10 protein-coding genes and 1 tRNA gene are annotated in these 24,054 nt (G+C 41.9%); 8 read left to right on the top strand and 3 right to left on the bottom strand.

Features of this window, described 5'->3' with window-relative positions; all coding sequences use genetic code 11:
* From polA to INF28_RS07845, 3 genes are all read left to right on the top strand, one after another.
* Window positions 1-2,634, top strand: a complete 2,634-nt coding sequence (polA, locus tag INF28_RS07855; RefSeq protein WP_226392918.1) for a DNA polymerase I — start codon at window positions 1-3, stop codon at window positions 2,632-2,634.
* A gap of 116 nt (window positions 2,635-2,750) precedes the next feature.
* Window positions 2,751-3,545: an MBL fold metallo-hydrolase gene (locus INF28_RS07850; RefSeq protein WP_226392917.1), complete on the top strand. Its 795-nt coding sequence runs from the start codon at window positions 2,751-2,753 to the stop codon at window positions 3,543-3,545.
* Between the two features lie 24 nt (window positions 3,546-3,569).
* Window positions 3,570-4,799 carry a BaiN/RdsA family NAD(P)/FAD-dependent oxidoreductase gene (locus tag INF28_RS07845; RefSeq protein WP_226392916.1) on the top strand — a complete coding sequence of 410 codons (1,230 nt, stop codon included), beginning with the start codon at window positions 3,570-3,572 and terminating at the stop codon, window positions 4,797-4,799.
* Here the strand turns inward: INF28_RS07845 and INF28_RS07840 are convergent.
* Window positions 4,752-5,840 (bottom strand): acyltransferase, encoded by a 1,089-nt coding sequence (locus tag INF28_RS07840; RefSeq protein WP_226392915.1) that lies wholly within the window; start codon window positions 5,838-5,840, stop codon window positions 4,752-4,754. The genes INF28_RS07845 and INF28_RS07840 overlap by 48 nt on opposite strands.
* Window positions 5,841-6,132: 292 nt before the next feature.
* Between INF28_RS07840 and pflB the strand changes: the two genes are divergently transcribed.
* Together pflB and pflA are read left to right on the top strand one after the other, a co-directional pair.
* Window positions 6,133-8,367 (top strand): formate C-acetyltransferase, encoded by a 2,235-nt coding sequence (pflB, locus tag INF28_RS07835; protein ID WP_226392914.1) that lies wholly within the window; start codon window positions 6,133-6,135, stop codon window positions 8,365-8,367.
* A gap of 39 nt (window positions 8,368-8,406) precedes the next feature.
* Window positions 8,407-9,129 carry a pyruvate formate-lyase-activating protein gene (pflA, locus tag INF28_RS07830; protein ID WP_226392913.1) on the top strand — a complete coding sequence of 241 codons (723 nt, stop codon included), beginning with the start codon at window positions 8,407-8,409 and terminating at the stop codon, window positions 9,127-9,129.
* Between the two features lie 41 nt (window positions 9,130-9,170).
* Here the strand turns inward: pflA and INF28_RS07825 are convergent, their stop codons facing one another.
* The gene (locus INF28_RS07825) at window positions 9,171-9,953 is read right to left on the bottom strand and encodes a helix-turn-helix transcriptional regulator (protein WP_226392912.1); all 783 of its coding nucleotides are present in this window, start codon (window positions 9,951-9,953) and stop codon (window positions 9,171-9,173) included.
* A 131-nt stretch (window positions 9,954-10,084) separates the two neighbouring features.
* On the opposite strand from INF28_RS07825, the gene INF28_RS07820 reads away from it, so the two are divergent.
* Both INF28_RS07820 and INF28_RS07815 read left to right on the top strand, forming a co-directional pair.
* Window positions 10,085-11,902: a glycoside hydrolase family 127 protein gene (locus tag INF28_RS07820; RefSeq protein WP_226392911.1), complete on the top strand. Its 1,818-nt coding sequence runs from the start codon at window positions 10,085-10,087 to the stop codon at window positions 11,900-11,902.
* 180 nt (window positions 11,903-12,082) lie between these two features.
* Window positions 12,083-12,158, top strand: a tRNA-Asn gene (locus tag INF28_RS07815).
* 159 nt (window positions 12,159-12,317) lie between these two features.
* On the opposite strand, the gene INF28_RS07810 is transcribed toward INF28_RS07815, so the two are convergent.
* Window positions 12,318-13,496, bottom strand: a complete 1,179-nt coding sequence (locus tag INF28_RS07810) for an IS3 family transposase (RefSeq protein ID WP_226392910.1) — start codon at window positions 13,494-13,496, stop codon at window positions 12,318-12,320.
* 968 nt (window positions 13,497-14,464) lie between these two features.
* Here INF28_RS07810 and INF28_RS07805 point away from each other — a divergent pair.
* On the top strand, window positions 14,465-22,795 hold the full coding sequence (locus INF28_RS07805) for an InlB B-repeat-containing protein (protein WP_226392909.1): 8,331 nt from the start codon (window positions 14,465-14,467) through the stop codon (window positions 22,793-22,795).
* The last annotated feature ends 1,259 nt before the right edge of the window (window positions 22,796-24,054 follow it).

The raw sequence follows: 24,054 nt of genomic DNA, 5'->3' as shown, positions 1-24,054 counted from the left end.
ATGGAAAAATTACTGATTGTTGATGGAAACAGTATTTTGAATCGTGCCTATTATGGCATTAGAATACTGACCGCACCGGATGGTACGCCAACCAATGCGGTATATGGGTTTTTGAATATTCTATATAAATATTTGGAAGAGGAAAAACCGGATTATCTTTGTGTTGCTTTTGATGTAAAAGCCAAAACATTTCGGCATAAAATGTATGATTTATACAAAGCACAGCGAAAGCCTGCACCAGAGGATTTTTTGGCACAGATTCCGCTCATCAAAGAAGTTTTGGCGGCAATGAACTGTGCTTGTATTGAAAAAGAAGGCTATGAGGCGGACGATTTAATCGGTACCGTCTCTTTGCTTTGTGAAGAAAAGGGAATAGAGTGTCGGATTCTTACTGGGGACAAAGATGATTTGCAGCTGGCTTCGGAAAATACGGTGATTAAACTTGTGGTTACGCGGATGGGACAGACAACCACTACGGATTATGGCCGGCAGGAGGTTGAACAAAAATATGGTGTTACGCCTGAAGAATACATTGAAGTAAAGGCGCTGATGGGGGATGCGTCAGATAATATCCCAGGGGTAAAAGGGATTGGAGAAAAGACAGCCTTTTCTTTGATTCAGGAATATAAAAGTATTGATGCAATATATGATCGCCTGGAAGAACTCAATGTGAGCCCATCGGTTCGTAAAAAACTGACAGAGGGACAGTCCAATGCGTTATTGAGCAAAAAACTTTCTGTGATTGACAGACATGTACCTTTGGATTATGATTTCGCCTCTTTCCGCATACAGAAGCCGAATTTATCGGTGCTTCGGCCTTTGTTTCTTCGACTCAACTTTCAGTCTTTTCTCCGCAGGCTTCCGGCAGAAACTGCTGGAGAAGACAACGGTATTGAAAAGATCCATGCAGAATTAAAAAGAATAGAGGAAAATCGGCTGTCTGCTATTTTGAAACCAGACGAACACTGGAGCTATGTTTTAGACTGGAAGGAAGGCGCTCCGGCGCTTTATTTTACTGCAGATGGAAAAACGGTTTTTGGAGTTTCGGATATCAGCCGTGCTGGATTACAAACCTTTTTTTCGGATGCAGATATTTGGAAATGCGGCTACAATGTTAAGGAAGACCTTTTGAAACTGCATAACTTGGATATACAGTTTTGCGGTATTGGATTTGATATCATGCTTGCTGCCTATTTGGCAGAGCCGACCCGGTCTGGCTATGATTTGGGAACGCTGTGTTCAGCTTATCTGCATGTTCAGCTGGAAGATGCTGCGCTTCATGTGGAGGAAGACGGGCAGCTGACCATGGACTTTGGATCGGGGAATAAAGAAAATCGACAGATTGTGGCTGACCGGGTATCGGCTGTATTTGCTTTGCATTCCTATTTTGCGGAAAAATTGGAAAAGGATGGACAACATACACTTTATTATGACATTGAGCTGCCTTTGGCAGAGGTGCTGGCTGATATGCAGGAAACAGGCGTATATGTGGACAAAGAGGCACTTTCTCAATTTGGAAAGACACTTTCAGAACGGATAACTGGTTTGACATCTGAAATTTATGAACAAGCCGACGAAGAATTCAATATTAATTCTCCCAAACAACTGGGTGTCATTTTATTTGATAAATTGAAACTTCCTGGCGGAAAGAAGAATAAAAACGGGTATTCTACCAACGCGGAAGTACTTGGACGTTTGGCTGGAAAGCATCCGGTGATTGATTTGATTTTGGAATACAGAAAGCTGACCAAACTGCAGTCTACTTATGTGGAAGGCCTTTTGCCCATGATTGATCTAAAAACCGGGCGGATTCACTCAAACTTTAACCAAACGGTTACGGCTACAGGACGAATCAGCAGTACCGAACCGAACTTGCAGAATATACCGGTGCGTACAGAGCTTGGCAGAGAAATTAGACGAATGTTTATTGCTGAAGGCGACAGGTGTTTGGTTGATGCGGACTACTCCCAGATCGAGCTCCGGGTTTTGGCGCATATATCTGGGGATAAAACCATGCAGGAGGCATTTGTAAATCATCTTGATATTCATGCGCAAACTGCCTCGCAGGTGTTTGGCGTTCCTATCGAGCAGGTGACACCTGCTATGCGTTCCCGGGCCAAAGCGGTCAATTTTGGAATTGTATATGGAATTGGTGCTTTTTCTTTAGCACAGGATTTGCATATTCCAATCAAAGAGGCGGATGCCTATATCAAGGGCTACCTTCAGCACTATCCTTTGGTTGACGCTTATATGAAAAAGACAGTGGAGGACGCGCGGACAAACGGATATGTATCCACTCTAATGGGAAGGCGGAGGTATATGCCGGAACTTAGGGCATCAAACCGTAATGTACAGGCGTTTGGAGAGCGTGTGGCTATGAACGCACCGATTCAGGGAACGGCAGCGGATATTATTAAGGCGGCTATGGTGCGCGTATATGCGCGTTTAAAGAGTGAAAAGTTAAAATCTAAATTGATTTTGCAGGTGCATGACGAATTGATTGTAGAAGCTCTGCCTGATGAAACGGATCGTGTGAAACAAATTCTCCGGGAAGAAATGGAAAACGCATGTAAAATGAATGTCCCTCTTGAGGTAGATCTGCACAGCGGGAAAAGCTGGTTTGATACCAAATGAGAAGGTTTGGCAGTTTGATTTCATCTGATTGGTATTTATGAAAAGAAGCTGCTTGAACGATGGAAAAAGCGGCAGCATTTTATGCTCCGCTTTTTTGTATGAAGGGAAGCAAGAAAATGAAAATCAGCATGCTTATGGAAAATACGACAGAAATACCAGGGTTTTTGCAGGAGCATGGATTGAGCCTGTATATTGAAACCAAAGGGCATCATATATTATTTGATACCGGACAGACAGAGGGATTTGCAAAGAATGCCCGGCGGATGGGTATTGATTTACAGCAGGCAGATATCATGATCCTCTCTCATGGCCATTATGACCACAGCGGCGGTATGATGCATTTTTTGAAATGTAATTCTGACGCACCCATATATCTTCGAGCCTCAGCACTGGAACCGCATTTTTCCCCCGCAGGGAAAGAAATTGGCGTGAATCCGGCGATTGGTTTGTGCGGACGGCTGCATTTTATAAAAGATAATTTTTCTTTCGAAGACGGTATGAGGCTTATTACCTTGGATGAAGAAAATGGCGAGGATAAAATTTCCGCTTATGGGTTTTCAGCGCTGTGCGGCGGCAAGAAAGTCCCGGATGACTTTCGACATGAGCAGTATTTGGAAATACGGGAAAATGGTAAAAATATTTTGTTTAGTGGCTGTTCACATAAAGGAATATGGAATATTGTGCATCAGCTCCACCCTGATGTTTTAATAGGAGGTTTCCATTTTAAGGATTTACCCCTGAATACTACAGGAAAAAGGATGCTGGATGCAGAAGCTGAAAGGTTAATGAAAGAAAATACCGTCTATTATACTTGTCACTGTACTGGATTAGAGCAGTATCGTTACTTAAAAGCAATTATGGGAGATCGACTGCATTATTTATCTGCCGGCCAGACGGTGGAGATTGGATAAATATCAATAGAAAGCAGGGAGTATATGAAAAAACGGGTCATTGTAATTGGCGGCGGCGCAGCGGGGATGATGGCGGCTGGTACCGCTGCAGCGCGGGGTCTGTCGGTAAAGTTAATAGAACAGAACCGCATGCTTGGGAAAAAATTGATGATTACTGGAAAAGGCCGGTGCAATGTGACAAACGCCTGTGACAATGTACAGGATTTGATTGAAAATGTAACTAAAAACCGTTCTTTTTTATATAGTGCGTTTTACGGCTTTACTAATTTGCAGACAATGGAATTTTTTGAGTCTATGGGAGTTCCGCTAAAGACAGAACGGGGCGACAGAGTGTTTCCTGTGTCCGACCGCAGTGCGGATATTGTGGCTGCGCTTAAAAGATTTATAATACAAAACCATGTCGAAATCATCTGTGACCGAGTTGATGATATTTTGACAGACAATGGACGTATTTGTGGTGTTCAGGCATTAAAACACGGAAAGATAGAAGCGGAAAGTGTAATATTGGCAACAGGAGGATTGTCGTATCAACAGACGGGTTCCACAGGAGATGGGTATACCTGGGCGGAAAATTTGGGGCATACGATTACTGAAATTCTCCCTTCGCTGGTTCCCCTGCGCGTGGAAGAAGACTGGATTGCGAACGTGGCGGGATTATCCTTAAGAAATATTTCCCTTGCAGTTTTTAATGATAAAAATAAAAAGATTTATTCTGATTTTGGGGAAATGATGTTTGCACATTTCGGCTTGACCGGCCCAGTAATTTTAAGTGCGAGTGCGCATATGCGTGATATGGGAAAAGATACTTATCGCATTATTATAGATTTAAAACCGGCATTGGAAGAAAAACAATTAGATCAACGGATATGTCGGGATTTTCAGAAAAACCTAAACAGGGATTTTAAAAACAGTTTGAAGGATTTACTGCCGTCCGGGCTGATTCCGGAAATGGTTGCCCTATCTTCAATTGATCCGTATAAAAAAGTCAACTCCGTTACCCGGGAGGAACGGAGCCGACTGCTTTCTTTGCTTAAAAAACTGGAATTTCATGTTACAGGGTTTTGTCCCATTGATCAGGCTATAGTCACAACTGGAGGCGTTGATGTAAAAGAAATTGACCCCTCTACTATGGAATCTAAAATCGTACCTGGATTGTTTTTTGCTGGCGAGGTGATCGATGTGGATGCTTATACCGGCGGATTTAACCTACAGATAGCGTTTTCTACGGGCCATCTTGCGGGCTCTTGTTGCTGAGCTGCGCAGATATTTAGCACGTAGATTGGCATAGATGGTGGCCTGTAATACGCAAAAGATAATGGAGAGGCCATAGGTTGTCAGCGCTATAATAGCGAACCTCTGCAGTGTATTGTCAATTTCCATTTTTGTCAGCAGCCAGCCCATGACAATGATGATCAAACAATGAATCAGGTAAATATCATACGAAGCCTGTGAGATACTGGTAAGCAGCCCCTTTCCCCGGCGTTCTAAGGATATGGTCAGTTCTCTTGCATAGGAATAGAAACCAAAAATGGAGAAAAAGCAAAAGAAAACCACAATAACCGGAGAAAGATTATAGGCAATCAATCCCCCAAATTGCATATAAGACAGTACGCAGTGGGTGATTGCCAGAACCAGCCAGCCAATATAAATGATTGGTTTGCTTTGAATAATTAGTCTTTCAAAGGTTTCATAGTGCAGACCTACATACATTCCTAGCAGCCAGAAGACCAGATAGGAAGGGAAGATTTTATGGGTAACATCTGCATACGGGAAGTACATGCGGAAAAAGATGGTGATACCGCAGGCGACAGCAGTCAGCACAATCGTAAAGATCCGGTTGTCTATCCGGCTTAGCATGATCCAAATCGGCATGAGAAGATAGAACTGGATAATTAGAATGATAAAATAAAACTGTGCTGAGATATTCCCGCTGAGAATAAAGTAAAGAAGCTGTTCCCAGCTAAACTGATATAAATCCATGATCCAAATAAAGACCGCATAATAAATAATTACGGCTAGAAAATATGGAAAACAGATTTTCCTTAAGCGATCCCATAAAAAACGCATGTAAGGAAAATGTCGGACATTATTGTATTTGTAAAACAGCTTGATAGCACTGGTAAAGATAAATCCTGGAACCGCAAAGGTGGTCAGCCGGGTCAATGAAGAAAAAAGAATAGACCAAAAGCTCCATTTTGGGAAGGTATCTACACCCTCTGATAGCAAATGGATTAGTATCACAAACATGCATAAAAAAAACTCAAATACGGATATTTCGGTTATTTTTCGTTTCATACTTACAATTCCTTTTTCATCAATATGCTGTTCCTTTATTTTACAATAGCTTTTGTTTGCTGTCAATGGCATTTTTGCATGAAAGCGCTGAAATGAGAGAAATATGCAGTATATCTGCGTTTTAATTGGCGTATTCTATCATAAAAGAGAAAAAATATATCAAATTCGCATAAAAAATAAGTAAAAAAAAGCTGAAATTTGGATTGCAATTTTAGCATACCTTTGTTATCATAATGATATAAGGAGCACAGGAACCAAATTCCTGAATCTAATAGAAAAGGTGGTTGGGCCGATGAGATTTGAGGCATGGAATGGATTTAAGGAAGGGAACTGGACGAATGCAGTAGACGTTCAGGATTTTATTCATCAGAATTATGAGCCGTATGAAGGGGATGAATCGTTTCTTGCACCGCCAACAGCCAAAACACAGGCGCTGTACCAGGAAATTAAAGCTCTGGTAATGGAAGAAATGAAAAAAGGCGTTTTAGATGTGGAAACATATTTGGTATCCGGCATTGATAGTTTTGAAGCTGGATATATTGATAAAGAGAAAGAAGAAATTGTTGGACTGCAGACGGATGCCCCGCTAAAACGGATGATAAATCCGTACGGCGGTATGCGTATGGTAGAGCAATCTCTGGCAGCTTATGGTTATGAAATGGATGAAAACCGGAAAAAGGATTTTAAAGAATTTCGCAAAACACATAATGATGGTGTTTTTGATGCTTATACGCCTAAAATGCGCCGTGCGCGGACAGTAGGATTAATGACCGGTTTACCGGATGCGTATGGACGAGGCCGTATTATAGGAGATTACCGGCGGGTAGCGCTTTATGGTATTGATTATCTTATTGAACAAAAGCAGGCAGATTTTGCAAGATACGAAAATTGCCCTGCCACAGAAGACATGATTCGTTTGCGTGAAGAATTGCGGATGCAGATTCGTGCGCTGGGAGAAATGAAGAATATGGCAATGCGTTATGATATAGATATTTCGCAGCCTGCAAAAACCGCAAAGGAAGCCATACAGTTTACCTATTTTGGATATTTGGCGGCGATTAAGGAAAATAACGGGGCAGCCATGTCGTTTGGCAGAAATTCTACTTTTTTTGACATTTATATCAACCGGGATATGGAAAATGGCATTTTGGACGAATCCGGCGCACAGGAATTGATTGATCACCTGGTGCTCAAGTTGAGAATGGTTCGTCATTTGCGGACGCCGGAGTATAATGAACTTTTTTCGGGTGATCCAACCTGGGTTACGGAATCCATCGGAGGAATGAATATGGATGGACGTACGCTTGTTACCAAATCTTCATTCCGTTTTTTGCATACACTTACGAACCTGGAACCAGCGCCGGAACCAAACATGACGGTGCTTTGGAGTGTTCAGTTGCCTCAGGCCTTTAAGGAATATTGTGCAAAAATGAGCATTCAGACGGACTCTATTCAGTATGAAAGCGATGATGAAATGCGTCCGCTCTACGGTGATGATTATGCCATTGCCTGCTGTGTGTCTTCTATGGAACTGGGAAAGCGTATGCAGTTCTTTGGCGCCAGAGTGAATTTGGCTAAAACCTTGTTGATGGCAATGAACAATGGATATGATGAGAAAAAAGAATTGAAGGTTTTAGAAAACACAGAGCCCATGATGGATGAAGTTCTTGATTTTGACAAGGTGATGAAAGCGTACGAAAAATGTATGGAAGAAGTTGCGGAACTTTATGTTAATACCATGAATACCATTCATTATATGCATGATAAGTACGCGTATGAAGCCGGACAGATGGCACTGCATGACACAGACGTGAAACGGTTTATGGCCTTTGGAGTAGCTGGGCTTTCTGTGGTGGCGGATTCTCTGTCTGCTATTAAATTTGCGAAAGTGAAACCGATACGCAATGAAAATGGTATTGCAGTAGATTTTCAGGTGGAAGGCGATTTCCCCAAATATGGGAATGATAACGACGATGTGGATCAATTAGCAGTAGCAGTTCTTAGAAAATTTTCTGGGGAATTGAAAAAACATGTTACCTACCGGAATGCGGAACCTACTTTATCTGTTTTAACCATCACCTCCAATGTGGTTTATGGGAAAAAAACCGGCACGACACCGGATGGCAGAAAAGCGGGACAACCTTTGGCTCCGGGTGCTAATCCCATGCACGGCCGGGATTGCAGCGGCGCTTTAGCATCACTGAATTCGGTTGCTAAAATTCCTTATGCCGGATGCTGTCAGGATGGTATTTCAAATACTTTTTCTATTGTACCGGATGCATTGGGGAAAGAGACGGAAACAAGAGTGAAAAATTTGGTTGCCGTTTTAGATGGTTATTTTAAACAGCATGCTTTTCATTTAAATGTAAATGTGCTAAACCGTTCGACTTTGGAAGATGCTATGGAACATCCGGAAAAATATCCAACACTTACAATTCGAATTTCCGGATATGCTGTTAACTTTAATCGGCTTACCAGAGAACAACAGTTAGAAGTGATTAGCAGAACTTTTCACGAAACCATGTAGCTTTGAGAGAATGCTGGCAGAGAAAAAGGGGGAAAAGGGGTGGCAAAAGGGTATATTCATTCTGTGGAAAGTATGGGACTGGTGGATGGCCCTGGTATCCGTTATGTAGTATTTATGCAGGGCTGCAGAATGCGCTGCCGCTTTTGCCATAATCCAGATACATGGCAGCTGAACACTGGTACGTTGACGGAACCGCAGGAACTGTTTCAAAAAATTTTAAGATTTCGACCCTATTTTGAAAGCTCTGGCGGAGGCGTAACCTTTTCTGGAGGCGAACCCTTGCTTCAGCCAGCATTTTTGACGGATATGCTTCGTTTGTGCAAAGATGCAGGAATTCACACAGCAATTGATACCGCTGGAGGCGCAGAGGGTGATTTTTCTGAAATCTTGGAGCTTGCCGATCTACTGCTTTTGGATATTAAACATACGGATGCAGAAAAATATCAGTTCCTTACCGGCTGCAGTATGGAAGCGTACGAGAATTTTATTCCCCAGCTATATGAGCATCCTGTAGATCTTTGGCTTCGCGCAGTAATTGTTCCGGGAATTCATGATCATCTGGACTATATCAGAGAGGTTTGGGCTGCTGCAAAAGCATTGCCGCGGGTCAAAAAAATAGAACTTCTCCCATATCACACGCTGGGAGTGAATAAGTACAAAACATTAGGGATACCTTACCCTCTGGAAGGTGTGCCGCCTATGGAACGCAGGCGTGTCCAGCGCTGGCAGGATACTTTAAACCGCGCTTTGATTGCTGAATAGCAGAACTGTGCTTTACCGTTTTTGGTAGAACACAGTTCTTTTTATTTTTGGTTCATGTGTGTATTATAATATTGATGCCGAAAGCGGGCGGGACTAAGATTCTCATGATAAATAAAAAATTTTATTAATGCATTCTCCTGTGAAAATCCGGTTTCTGCCGCTATATGCTTAATTGATAAATTGGTTGTCAACAACAATCCTTTGATATAATCCATACGTTTGTCTGCAATATATTCTTTGAGTCCTTTTCCACAGCATTTTTTAAAAATTTTGCTGATATGATCAGGGTGATATCCAAAATAAGAAGCGATGGAGGCAATAGTGAGCGGAAGATGAATATTCATACGAATATATTCTGTAATTTTTGCGGTTAAAGCATGTGCGGATCCGGGAATCAACGCAGGGGTGTTAGATAAATCTTCAAAAATCAGCAAGGCTGCGGCATCAGATGCATACTGCGGATAGGTCGGCGTATTTGCGATATGCAGCAACTTCCTAAGCAAGAATTTGATATTATAACTTTCCTTGTCTTGGTATAGTTTGCAGGGAACAGGCATATTGGTTTTAAAATGCATCCAATACATATGTACTGTTTTGTCCGTTCCATATAATCCTCGGTGGGCATGATTGGCTTCTAAAATAATAGCCTGATTCGGAAAAACAGTATAGGGGATACCATCTTCCTCAATATATAGCACACCTTCCAACATGAAAATCAAATCATGAAAGGATAGTTTTCGGGACGGATGAATCCATGTCCCGCAGGAACAAAATTCCCCCATTGTTTCATAACTGAAATATCGTTGTTGGTCTAAATATATCATATCGGATTTTCACACTTTCTGTCTGAATTTCGGTATTGTATCTTCTACAAAATGCATTATAATATAAAAAGCAGGAAAAGTCAATGAATAACGTTATTTCATGTATTTTATGGTTAGGGGAGAAATATAAAATGAAACAAATACCATTTCAAAACATACAGATCCAGAACGGATTTTGGAAGAAAAAACAGGATTTAATTAAAGAAGTTACCATTGGTGCGGTTTATGATCGGTTTCGTGAGACACACCGTTTTTCTGCCTTACAGTGTGACTGGAAGGAAGGAGAGGCCAATATGCCGCATATTTTCTGGGATTCTGATATTGCAAAATGGATTGAGGGTGTGGCGTATGCAATGAATGACACCGACCTTGCTGAGTATGAAAAAATTATTGATGAAGCTATCGAAAATATTCTGAAAAATAGAGATGAAAACGGATATTTTAATAGCCATTTTCTGGTTCATCGGCAGGATCAGCGTTTTAAGCTGCGGTCGGAACACGAGTTATATTGTGCGGGGCATTTGATCGAGGCCGCAATTGCATATTATCAAGCAACAGGAAAAAGAAAATTTTTGGATGCAATGTGCCAATACGCTGATTATATTGAGCGTATTTTTAAAATAGAAAAAAGCGCGGCATTTGTAACGCCTGGACATCCTGAAATAGAGCTTGCATTGGTACGGCTGTATCATGTGACAGGAATACGGCGTTATCTTTCACTGGCACAATTTTTTGTAGATGAACATGGCAATAATACGGTTGATCAAGTTTTGTCTGATTGGACGGAAATGACATATAATCAGGATGATATCCCATTGCGTCAGCGCAGTACGGCAGAGGGACATTGTGTTCGCGCGTTGTATTTGTTATGTGCCATGATCGATATAGCGGCAGAAACAGACGATGAGACGCTTTTGGCTGCCGCACAGAGAATGTTTCAAAATATAATTGAAAAACGCATGTATATCACTGGCGGGGTGGGATCCACATATCTTGGTGAAGCGTTTACCATTGATTATGATCTTCCCAATCGTACCGCTTATGCGGAAACTTGTGCTTCTATTGCGCTTGCTATGGCGGCAGGCCGATTCCAGCAAACGGATGTGCGTGCGGTGTATGCAGATATTGTGGAGCGAACCATATATAATGGGATTTTATCAGGTATTTCAATGGATGGTGTCTCGTTCTTTTATGAAAATCCGCTGGCCGTTGACCCATACTTTAATCATGTTAATATGGCTACGAAAGAAAAAGCACGCTTTCCACAAACACAAAGGGAACAAGTCTTTGAATGCTCCTGTTGTCCTCCCAATTTGATTCGATTTATCGCATCCATTGCGGATTATATGTATACTTATGATCAAGATGTATTATATGTGCATCAGTACATGGAATCAGAAATGTCTGTTGACAACATGCAAGTACAGCAGAAAACGGAATATCCTTGTAACGGAGAGGTATTTTTACGGCTTTGTGTGCCGCAAAAATATGTAGCAGTACGAATTCCTTTTTGGTGTAAAAAATTTAGCATAGACCATGAATATGAGATGAAAAATGGATATGCATATATCCCAATCGAAAATCACGAGGAAGAAGTGCGCATTTCATTTGAAATGCCAGTTACTGCATATCGTGCGAATGCACGAGTCCATGCGGATGCAGGAAAAATAGCGGTTATGAGGGGCCCGGTAGTTTATTGTGCAGAAGGTATAGACAACGGTGACGATGTGGCGGCAATACGGTTAAACCCATCAGCTCAGTATCAACTGCAGGAATCAGAATGGATATTACCTGTGCTTGTAGGCCATGCTTTTAAGACACGAGGAAATAACCGGCTTTATTATCCTGCACAGGATGAATGGGAGGAAATACCTGTAAAATTAATTCCATATTTTGCATTTGCAAATCGCGGAGAAACGGAAATGCAGGTGTGGTTAACAGAGAAATAATAAATAAGTTAAAACTTGGATAACTTCGTCTGTTTGTCTTTTGAAAAACAAAGGGCAAACAGACGAAAAAAAGACTTGACAATTTAAAATAATCTGGTATAATATTATTTGTTGTTGAAAATATGTGGAAAGAGATTTTCATATTTTTCTCTTTTTTGCATATAATATTTTTAAATATATTCCTCTATAGCTCAGTTGGTAGAGCATGCGGCTGTTAACCGCAGGGTCGTTGGTTCGAGTCCAACTGGAGGAGCCAGATGAATAACACCTGATATTTGAACCATAAGTGTTTAATATTAGGTGTTTTCTTATGCCCAAATCCTTATCTGTGAAGGTTTTGGGCATTTTAACATACAAAATTTATACTGTACACTTTTTTCAAAAAAGGCTGATTTTGAAATCAAAACAGAAAAAATCATAGATTTGAACTATTGTCGTCCAGATTTACATCCTGTAAAAGTCTTAATTTAACGTAATATTTTGCTTCGAATTTATTGGGTGTCTGGTATCGAATAATTGAGTGTGGTCTTTTCTCATTGTAGAAAATCATATAATTGTTAATGCTGCGTTTCATTTCCTCGACAGTTTTATATTCGTGACGGTATAATTCTTCTTGCTTGAAACTACTGAAAAAAGATTCACATACAGAGTTATCATATGGAGTACTTGCTCTTGAAAATGATTGCTGAACATTTAATTCTTGCAATTGTTTCATAAATGTTTTCGATACATAGTTGCCTCCTTGGTCGGAGTGAAATAGAAGATTATCGGTTATTTCTCGTGAACTATACGCATCCATAAAGGTTTTTCTTATAAGCTGAGTGCTGTTCTTTTTTGAAATTTTCCATGCAACTACCTTGCGAGCATATAGGTCAATGATAGCACAAATGAAATATCTCATCTGATTGTATGTGTAGTAGGTTACATCACTAACCCAGACCTCGTTTGGACGAGTGGTTGTGAATTGTTGGTTTAAGATATTTTCCTTGCGTTTTTGATTCATTTCATATAGTGCTTTTGCACCACCACGAATACTAAACCAACCATTTTCGTGCATTATTCGTGCAATAGTGTTTGGGGAAATGTGATAACCTCTGTCATACATAACTGCAGCAATCTTACATGGACCATAAATCTGGTTACTTTCTTGATAAATTGCTTCTATGACAGGCTTAAGTTCATCTCTCCGTTGCTTGGCTTGTGTGTTACCGTTCTTACCACGAAGTTTACGGTTGTAATATGTACCCTTTGGAAGACGTAATGCTTCACAAAGAACATTGACATTGTATCCTTCTAATAACATATCTTCAATGGCGTAATACTTGTTGTCTATCGAGTCAGTAGCTAAGCAAGAAGCAGATTGCAGGATTTTAATTATAATTTGACTGCGCTCATATTTGCGTTTAAGGTCGTTGTAGTCTTTTAAGTTAATAGCATGATCTTTAACCTGATGTTTGTAATTATAATCGCTTATCCAAGAATAAATTGTTGACCGAGGAATGCCTGTTCGCTTGTGAATAGACAGAACTTGCTCACTTGCAAGATATCGTTTAATAACATCATATTTTTGCTTTTGTGTGTACTTTTGTTTCATGATAGAAACCTCCTAAAATGAAAATGGTTTCTATTGTATCCTGAATTTGATGATAAATCAAATTTGAGTTAAAATAACCAGCATAAGATCATGCCAATTTAAGAACATAAAGATGCCGTGTAATAATATTAACAGAGCCCGACATGTATCTCAGCCATGCAGATATGATAGAAGTTTAGTGTAGTAGAATTTTTGCTGATTTGTTATATAATCCTATTATCAAAGAGAAAGAAGAATTTTGCTATGGACAAATCAGTAATTCAAAATCAGTTTAGGTATATCATTGCCAAAGAGCAATATATGAAGCCACTATATTTAAAGAATCCAGAAGCAGCCGGAAAGATAAAGGACGTGTACTTTGTTCCCCAATCTGAATGGAACAGCCCATAGGGGACGTTTTGTTTTCGTAAGCTTTTTGAAAGACGGTAATAAACAGTTCCACATCGACATTGGGGGGAGACATGCCATAAGAAGGCTCCTTTTTGGCGTATAATTAATTATAACAGATCATGCATATCCGTGTCTGCTTTTATAGTATAGCTCCAAATAAAATGAAATTATTAAAATGAACACTTTTGTTTTCTTTCAAATTATTTTTTTAGAAAGTATTATATAAAATCTAAAACCCTAAAAATTATGGCGAGTCACTTCGCACAAATATCTTGAGAAAAAGCTGTCAGAGTGTCACAAAACATTGACACATGTGGGTTTTTATAGTATAATATAAATGGATTTTTATGGTTACAAAAAGGGGGTTGACATATGTATGAAGCTGTGCGATAATCTCACATATATACAAAATAAATTTGCAAATTTTCTCTGTCAAGAGGATGATTTTTATATTTTCAAAGGCGTATTCCGCCCGTTTTAAAACGGATGGAGTTCGCCTTTTTGCGCTTTATCTTCGAAATGAAAATGAATGAAAATTTACACGAAAAAAAGAATTTTTACAGAAAGGATATGGCTTAATGAGAAGAGTAAAACAAAGATTTTATGCATGGGCGATCGTCCTGTGTATGCTGCCGTCTATGTTTGCTATCCCTGCCTATGCAGAAACAAACACAGACGGCATGTGGACCAATCGGCAGAAAACGCAAAATTTGATTCCTCCCATTATAGAGGGGCAGTCTCTGGCAGAGCAGGGATGGGGGAATATTGCCAAAAACGTGTACCCCGTCGGTTGGAAACATGATGATTACGGTGTAGGTATCCGTGCGGCAGAGGGTGAAGATCTTGGTACAGACAAGTATACCGAAGGCGTGTATTATACGATAAAGCTGTCTGAAGCAGATAAAACAAGAGCAAATTTAGGACAGCTTTCCATAAGCGCTTCTTCAAGAAATTATTTGCAAGGCTGGAGCTCCGACCACCTTTTTTCCATTCGAGCTGAGTGTTATAGTGCATCCGGAAGTTTGCTTGCAGAAATCAAGAAGACCCAATTTAAAGACGGCAAGGCCGGAGCGAATGATTCTAACTACGTTCTAGAACTAAATGCTGGAAATGTAAACGACGGCACCACGGTTTTACCGGCTGGTACAGACTACATACAGCTCTGGTTTTCCAACTGGGGAAATTTAGCCGGCAGACCGTGGATTTGTGAAATGCAATGCTACCTCCACGATACCACAGCACCGGCATTTTCAAGCGCATCCTTAAACACGACGAATATTACTGGTCCGGAAAATGGTATCTGTATTGCCGGAGACACCCTCGCTTATGAAATAAAATTTAACGAAGCGGTGCAGATTTCTGCAAGCGGAAGCGCCGACATTACCATAGATGGAACGGATTTTGCAACGTCATCGGAGGCAACTGTGTCGGGAGATACCGTTACATATACCTTTACGCTTCCCGACCATGATAAGAGTGGTGCGGTGAGTCTGAAGAATGTGTCCGGACTTACGGTGACGGATGATGCCGGCAATGCTTATACATACTCGGGAAGTCCCGAGGTCGGTACGGTGCAATATTATAAAACGATGTCGGTTACAAATAATCTGACCAATATTACATCAAGCAATACCGACACTACAGCAAAATACGGCACAGATTACAATACTACACTTTCGGTAAATGCCGGATATTCCCTACCGCAGTCGGTGTCAGTTACTATGGGCGGCGTACCGATTGTCGTAAATCAGGATTACAGTTACAATAGTGTCGACGGCTATTTGTCCATTTTTGGTACTGCAATCAAGGGTGATATTGTTATTACGGCATCTGCTGTCCCTAACCAGTATACGGTTACCTTGGACGGCAACGGTGCAACAACTTCGGGCACACCAACGGTTACCGCAACGTTCGGAGAGGATATGCCCGCAGCCACCATGCCTCAGAAATTAGGCTATACATTTTTAGGCTACTTTACTGAAAAGCAGGGTGGTACGCAGTACTACAGCGCAGACGGCAGCAGTGCAAAAGAATATGATATTCCCAGCGTAACTACGTTGTATGCACAGTGGTCGGCAAACAACTATACGATAACCTATAACAAAAATAAGCCTGCTTCAGCTACTCATGAGATAGAAGGGACTATGGAAGACAGCCAATTTGTTTACGATACGGAAGGAACGCTTCGCAAAAACACATATGCATTAGAAGGCTGGACATTTAAGGGGTGGGCAACCTCCGCAGAGAGTGGAGTTGTCTATACAGACGAGCAGAGTATTTCCAACCTAATCGATAAGGGTAACATAACTCTTTATGCTGTATGGGAGCCAATTGCGTGCAATGTCACGCTAAACGCCATGGGCGGCAGCGGTTCTACAATTTTAACCGCAAGTTATGATGCAGCTATGCCGGGGATTACACAACCGAGCAGACCGGGTTATACCTTTTTGGGGTATTTTGACCAGGAAGAAGGCGGTAAAAAATATTACAATGATGACGGCACGAGCGCAAGCCTGTGGGATAAGACTTCGGACACTACGCTGTATGCACAGTGGAAACCGATCCGTTATAATATCCACTTCTACAGCATGGGCGAATATATTTCCATACAAGCTGATGTCGAGTACGGAAAACTCCGTCTTCCATCGGCAGAGGCGCTCGGAATTTCCAGAGAACACTATAACTTTGTCGGCTGGAATATCTATGACGAGCAAAACTGGGGAATGTATATGGCAGACACCGACTACAGTGTAGGTCTTGCAACCAAAGAAGGCGAAACGGTCTATCTGTATGCGGCGTGGCTCGAAAAGGACAAGTTCCAGATTACTTATGATGCAAACGGAGGCAGCGGCGCACCGTCTCCGGTGGTGATTCACCAAGACGAAACCATAGCGCTTAGCGACCAGCTTCCCGTCCGTGCAAATTACACGTTTTTGGGCTGGGCAACGTCGAGCGATGCGGCAGAACCTGAATATCAGCCGTCAGACAGTTTCACAATGGGCAATAGCCTTGTTACGCTGTACGCGGTGTGGCAGAAGAATCCACAGTTGTCATACAATGCAAACGGCGGTGCGTTCAGCTATTATGTGCCGGAGGTGTATCCCCCTGCGGCAAGCACGGTTACCATAACCGAGGCTGTGCCTGAAAGAGTCGGATATTATTTCCTTGGTTGGGCAAAAACACAGGATGCCCAGGCGGCTGAAGTCCAGCCCAGCGACCCCATGATTATGCCCGCGAGCGACACGGTACTCTATGCTGTATGGGAAAAGATTTCCTATCCAATTACGAAAAACGTGGCAGATGGCTATACCGTAAACGGACTCAGTGATACCTATTATTATGGCGATACAGCGAGCTTTACCGTGACCGGTGATGTGCCCCCTAAGGTTTACATTAACGGTGTTGAAACACCGGGAGATAACGGAAGCTATGTCTTCACCGTCATAGCCAAAACGGACGTCGTAATTGTAAGCAGTGAGGCCTTTAATGTGATTTACAACGGAAACGACGGTATAGATGCGCCGGTTGATATTTTTGGCTATGACGAAAACGATCTGGCAATAATTAAAAACGAAACGCCGACGCGAACAGGCTATACCTTCCTCGGTTGGGCGGACAATGCTTCAGCAGAAGAGGCAAAATATCATGCAGGGGATCAGATTACAATTACTTCGGATACCGTGCTTTACGCCGTGTGGGCACAGAATGAATACACTATTAGCTTTGATGCAAATTACGGCAGCGGTGATATGGTGGACATACGTGCAAAATATGACACATCTGTTACTCTGTCCGAAAATACATTTATCAGAAAAGGCTATCGTTTCCTCGGATGGACAACGGTGCCTGAATACGGAGTGATGTACTATGACAAGACACAGGTTAAAAACCTAACGGCTGAGAACAACAAAACTGTCACACTTTACGCTGTATGGGAAACGGCTGAGACAATCATTGTTTTAAATGCAGAAGGCGGCGCAGGTGGCAGCACAACCATTTCGGTTAAATATGATTCTATGCTGTCTGACCAGGGGCTGCGGATGCCTGAAAGATACGGATATACATTCGGCGGTTATTATACGGAAAAGGACGGACACGGTGAAATTCTGTTCGATGAGAATATGAAGGTCAGCGGCAGATACGCCTCTGCCCCATGGGACAACGAGAGTCAGACGCTTGAGGCTTACGCCTATTGGATTCCTGTTTCCTATAAGATCGTATATATCAACGGAGACGAACAGCTAAATAGCGAGCAGAGTGCCAAGTTTGGGGTTCCGTTTAACCTGTATACAGGAGAAGAACTAGGGATTGTTACACCTGAAGGTTATCACCTGGCGGGGTGGTCAACCGCACCGGGCAGCAGTACGGTTTACTATACCGACGGGCAGGAAATCACAACCGGACTTACCGGCACAGACGGAGCGACAGTCTATCTTTATGCGGTAATTTCCGAAAACGACAGCTATACACTTTCCTATGATGCAAACGGCGGCAGCGGCGCACCGCCAAGCCAGACGAAAAAGCTTACAGGCGGTGCTGACAGCGTTACGATGCAGATTAGTGATGCTGTGCCATCCAAGGACGGTTATAGCTTTGCATGCTGGAACACACAGTCGGATGGCAGCGGGCAAACATATGCCTCAGGCGGGGAGATTGAGATATTTGGAAACACCACGATCTATGCCGTTTGGACAAGGCTGGGCGAGTACATGGTAACCTACCATGGTAACGCGAAGGATGCGGTATACGGAATGCCTGCGCCGCAGAACAAGGTTGAAAATGTACCGCTTACACTGAGCAGGACAATTCCGATGCGGACGGGTTACCGTTTCTTAGGCTGGGCGGAAACTCCAGACGGTGCGGTAAAGTATGAAGCTGGAAAAGAGTATCAATATACTGAAAACAAATCATTAGACCTCTACGCTGTGTGGAATGGCGAGAGCTTTACGGTAATCCTTCCTGAATCAGGCGAGGGGTATACGGTATCGGAGCCGGGCGCGCAGAAGACGGTCGGCTACGGCGGTGAGGTAGCGTTTACCATCACAATCCACGAAGGTTATACAGCAGAGCGTATGATTGTAAGCGCAAACGGTATGGCGCTTGGCTTTTCGTCGGTAGAAGGCAATGTGTACTCTTATGTGCTGAAAAATGTTACAAGTAATAGCAATATCACGGTGCATGACGTCTTGCCCGTCAGATTCACAGTGATTTTAACAGATGGCACAGGATACACAGTGACGCCGCAGTCACAGACGGTTAACTACGGCCAGGATGTGCAGTTTACTGTGACGCTGGCTGAAGGATATAAAACCGCCACACCAAACGTATATGTGAACGGACAGCCGCTTGATGGTGTGCAGGACGGAAACAGCTATACCTATACCATCCATCAAGTGAAATCTCAGCCTGTCATTTCAATTTCAGTTGTTGAGAAAGAACGGTTTGACATCGTTTTTGTAAACGGTGAAAATATTTACACCATCGTAAACGTTGAGGACGGGCAGCTGCTCACAGAACCCGAACCACCAACAAATGATGGATACAAGTTCTGCGGCTGGTATACAGATAAAGAGACAACAAAGATGTATAACTTTGATATTCCTGTCATAGGTGCGTTTGTTTTATATGCAAAATGGGAAGCAAATACATATACCGCAAGTTATGACGCAAACACCTCGGATCCGGTTTCGCAGATGCCTAATTCACAACAGAAACAGTATGGCGTACCGCTTGTCTTATCTGCAAACATACCACAGAGAGAGGGATATGTGTTCACCGGTTGGAACACTTTGCAGGATGGAAGCGGAACTCGCTACCAACCTTCCGACGAGTATACGATAAATGCTGACGTAACGCTTTATGCACAGTGGAAACTGGCTGTTTGTACAGTAACCTTTATGGCAGACAACAAGATATACAGGGTGGTGCAGGCAAACTACAACAGCTTGCTTGACGAAATTACACCGCCGTATAAAGACGGATGTGTGTTTGATGGCTGGTATAACAGCGACAAGCGTTGGAACTTCGCGCAAGACAGGGTGACCGGGAATTTAACGCTGAATGCCGTGTTCTTGGGTGAGAATTTTACAGTGACACCGCCTGTTTTCAGCGAGGGCTTTACGTTCACTTCCGAAAGCAGTGAAACAGTCCCCTTTGGCGGCAACTATGCTTTCACTGTAAGTGTTGCTGAACACTACAGCGCGGAAAATATCCACGTTACGGCAAATGGAATTGTGCTTACACCAACGATTGCCGGACGTGACTATCATTACACAATAAAGAATATCACCTCGGATTGTATGATCTTTGTCGAAGGTGTAGAAAAGGAGATCTATACAGTAGAATATCTTGTAGACGGTGAACTTTATCGCAGTACAGAGGCAATGTACGGTGCAAAATTGCAGCGGCCTGTTACCCCCTCTAAAGAAGGGCATGTGTTTGCCGGATGGTTTAACGGCGATACTGAATGGGATTTTGAAAATCATACCGTATTGGGTAATCTAACGCTTGACGCAAAATTTGATATGAGCAGCTATACCATAACTCTGCCTTCTAATACGGCTGAGTATACAATAACTGCGGCGGATGACACCGAGGTTATGTACGGCGGAAGCTTTACCTTTACCGTTACGGTATCGGAAGGTTTTGACGCGGCGGCAATGGTAGTTTTGGCAAACGGCATACAGCTCACGACTGACAGTAACGAGGGAAATGCTTATACATACACAATTTCGCAGATCGGCGAACCGCAGACGATAACCATCCGCGGTATCGGTCAGGATGTATACTCCATTACCTATAAGGCGGGGACGTTCGACTATGTGGGCGGACTTCCCGATGGAGCCATCAAACAGCATGGCATACCGGCAGTAATTTCCGATGCTGTTCCTGTAAGAAACGGCTATATCTTCCTCGGATGGTCTTCTGTCGAGAATGCGGATGTTCCTGAGTATATTGCGAGCGATTTGTATGAAACAGACGCGGACGTTACACTCTACGCTGTGTGGGAAGCTGAGACATATCAAGTGGTCTATGAAGAAAACGGCGGCAGCGAGATTCCCGATACACAGTATACTTACGGACAAGGACTGGTCTTACCTGGCAAAGCCGAAATACTCCGTGAGGGATTTGAGTTTGTTGGCTGGTACGATAACGAACGGTTAGAGGGTGTTGCAGTAACCGAAATAACAGATATGGATATTGGCGACAAAACATTTTATGCCCGCTGGAAAGCGGCGGCAATTACCCCACAGGGATATGAAGGTGTTTATGACGGAGAAAGTCATGCCGTTACCTTTGATTTGGCGGAGCCTTTGCAGGTGGAGCGTTATCAGTGGTACTTTAAAGCAGAAGGCAGCGATATCTTTGTGCCGGTTAACGGCGAGGCATACAATATCTATTCGGTCCAGAATGTCACAGACAGCGGGATATATTATTGTACACTGGAATTCTTGCAGAACGGTTATGTAGCACGGGTTAACACCAATGAATGCAAGGTAAAGATAACTCCAAAACCAATTACAATCACGGCAGCAAGTGCCAGCAAAGTCTATGATAAAGCACCGCTGGTTTCTGTGGAATATACGCAGGAAGGTCTTGTAAATGACACACAAAAGATTGATGTTACCATGACAGCTGACAGCACAATTACGAATACAGGCAGCTGTGAAAATAAAATAGAGACGGTTATGATTAAAAATGCAGACGGCACAGACATTACCGGTAATTATGAAATTACAAAGGCAGTGGGAACCCTAACAGTTACCCCTGCAATACTTAAGGTGGAAGGCAAAAATATAACTGTCTACAAAAATAATGAGATATCCATACATTCTCTATATACTTTAAGCGGTATGCTTGGTGAAGAAAGCTTGAGTGCAAATGCACAGATAGAGTCAATCAAGGATGCAAAAGGAAATGTGATAGAGAGCTTAGATGAGGTTTCTAAAAGCACAGGGACATATACTGTAAATTTGTCTTACAATAACTTTAGCGGCGATGGCAGCGAAAATTATTCCGGCAGCGGCACAGTGACCACAACCGTTACGGTGAAGAGTTCGGGCGGTGGTTCATCCGGCGGCGGTGGCGGCGGTAGTTCCGTCACAACATCATATACCGTAACCTTTGACACACAGGGCGGAAGCAAAATTGACAGCATAAAAGTAAATAAAAACTCTACTGTTGTTAAGCCGGAGGATCCTACCAAAGAAGGATACACCTTTGAAGGCTGGTTTACCGATAAGGAATGCGCGACAGCGTATGATTTTGATACGAAAGTGACAAAAAATATCACGCTGTATGCAAAATGGACAGAAGAAAAAGGGGAACCGACCGATCCTACTGACCCAGCAGAACCCGACGAATGGGAAAACCCCTTTAACGATGTATCAGACGACGACTGGTTCTACAATGAAGTAAAGGATTCAGTGAAAAATGGGTGGTTCAGCGGTACAACAGAAACAACCTTCTCGCCGAACGAGCCTATCACTCGCGGTATGTTGGTGACAGTACTGTGGCGGATAGAAAATAAACCCGTTGTAAACTACTTGATGACATTTAAGGACGTTGACGAGTCTGCATATTATGGAGAGGCAGTACGCTGGGCGGCAAGTGCGCAGATTGTAAAAGGATATTCCGAGACAGAATTTGCGCCTGACAAGTTAATTTCCAGAGAGGAAATGGCGGCGATTATAAACCGCTATGCAAATTACAAGAAAATGATTGGCACACAAGGCGACCTTTCCAATTTTACAGACGAAAGCTTAGTGGCAGACTGGGCTTACGGAAATATGGAATGGGCAGTCGGAACAGGCTTAATTTCCGGCACAGATGAAAACAAGCTGAATCCGCAGGGTAATACCACTCGTGCAGAAACAGCGGCTATTTTGCAGCGGCTGTTGGAAAAATAAATAAATGAGAGGGAGCTATATAAAGCCCCCTCTCATTTATTTATATGGGTTTGAAAATAACACATTAGAAATTACCTTTTCTTGTTTTGTTACACTTGTAGGTTTATTTTCAAAAGGTTACACCTACAAATTTTTCTGTGAAAAAGTTACATTTGTATGATTAATCAAGTTATAACGCACATTAGAATACTGATGTTGATATGAAGTGACCCCTGTCAATAGTGATGATATAATGTAAAAAATGGTGTTTAAAAAATGTATTTTAGTGGCTAATAAATAAAAAACATGGTACTCTTAGAAAAATATAAAAAGGAGTGTGCCGAAACATAAAAGGGAAAAAACAAATAGAACATTACAATAGAATAATAAATAATATTATTACTCCTTATTGATTATTTAGTGAATTTGTGCTATACTATTATCGACATAAGTCGGAATAAGAAAATTTTAAACCAATATGAACAAAAAACAGTAGTATTAAAAGGTAAAAAACAAGTCAATGAAATTATAAGCAAATTGATATGAAATAAGAATGCGCTGGCATCTATATCGTTCATTTTAACCACGTCGGAACGGACTATGCTCCGTTCCGATTTTTCTATGCAGAAAAATTAGTTACCCGCTCTGTCGTTCCTCCTTAGTCCCACAAAACCTGCGGTTTTGCGGGAGCCTTGAAAAGCACAGGATGGCATCTATAGCGTTCACTTTAAGCAAATGAACAGAACTTGTAATGGGTATCATTGATGTCCGATTGCAAGTTCTATTTTTACGCTATGCCACTTCTTGGGCAGAAATTAGAGAGTAGAATAATAATTTTTAATGCTAGATTTTTTAAAACGTTTTAATTCTAAAAAATTTTTTTCAGAGAAAATTTTAGACAAATCTCAAAAGCCACTATGCTGTCTTTTGATAACGAAATCATTTAAACCGTTTAAAGAGATAGCCATAGTCTTTGTTACTTTTATTGAACATATTAAGATTTAGTTTAAGCACCTTACTTTTTCGCCGGACGTAATGGACAGATAAAGTTACAGTAAGAAACGTCCGTGTAAATCCGAAACTGCCATGTGCTACGGACGTTTCTTTTTATCAATAGAGATTGACCTTTTTCCTTTTACATGTTACAATATCTTGTGGTGTTGTCAGAAAAAGTCGAATTTTGTTCAAAAAGTTTAAAATGGAAATAAATGTTAAAAATTTCCAATTTTTTTCCAAAAAACTATTGACAAAATTTGTAAATTAAGTTTATAATCTTGTCA

The organism is Ructibacterium gallinarum (genome assembly GCF_014982785.1).
Lineage (GTDB): Bacteria > Bacillota > Clostridia > Monoglobales > Monoglobaceae > Ructibacterium > Ructibacterium gallinarum.
Note: the sequence above shows the minus strand (reverse complement) of the source record. Positions and strands in the feature narration are given on the sequence as shown.

Bases quoted from the DNA above. Each gene is read 5' to 3' on its own strand.
- polA (WP_226392918.1), top strand. From the start codon at position 1: ATGGAAAAATTACTGATTGTTGATGGAAACAGTATTTTGAATCGTGCC.
- INF28_RS07850 (WP_226392917.1), top strand. From the start codon at position 2,751: ATGAAAATCAGCATGCTTATGGAAAATACGACAGAAATACCAGGGTTT.
- INF28_RS07845 (WP_226392916.1), top strand. From the start codon at position 3,570: ATGAAAAAACGGGTCATTGTAATTGGCGGCGGCGCAGCGGGGATGATG.
- INF28_RS07840 (WP_226392915.1), bottom strand. From the start codon at position 5,840: ATGAAACGAAAAATAACCGAAATATCCGTATTTGAGTTTTTTTTATGC.
- pflB (WP_226392914.1), top strand. From the start codon at position 6,133: ATGAGATTTGAGGCATGGAATGGATTTAAGGAAGGGAACTGGACGAAT.
- INF28_RS07825 (WP_226392912.1), bottom strand. From the start codon at position 9,953: ATGATATATTTAGACCAACAACGATATTTCAGTTATGAAACAATGGGG.
- INF28_RS07820 (WP_226392911.1), top strand. From the start codon at position 10,085: ATGAAACAAATACCATTTCAAAACATACAGATCCAGAACGGATTTTGG.
- INF28_RS07810 (WP_226392910.1), bottom strand. From the start codon at position 13,496: ATGAAACAAAAGTACACACAAAAGCAAAAATATGATGTTATTAAACGA.
- INF28_RS07805 (WP_226392909.1), top strand. From the start codon at position 14,465: ATGAGAAGAGTAAAACAAAGATTTTATGCATGGGCGATCGTCCTGTGT.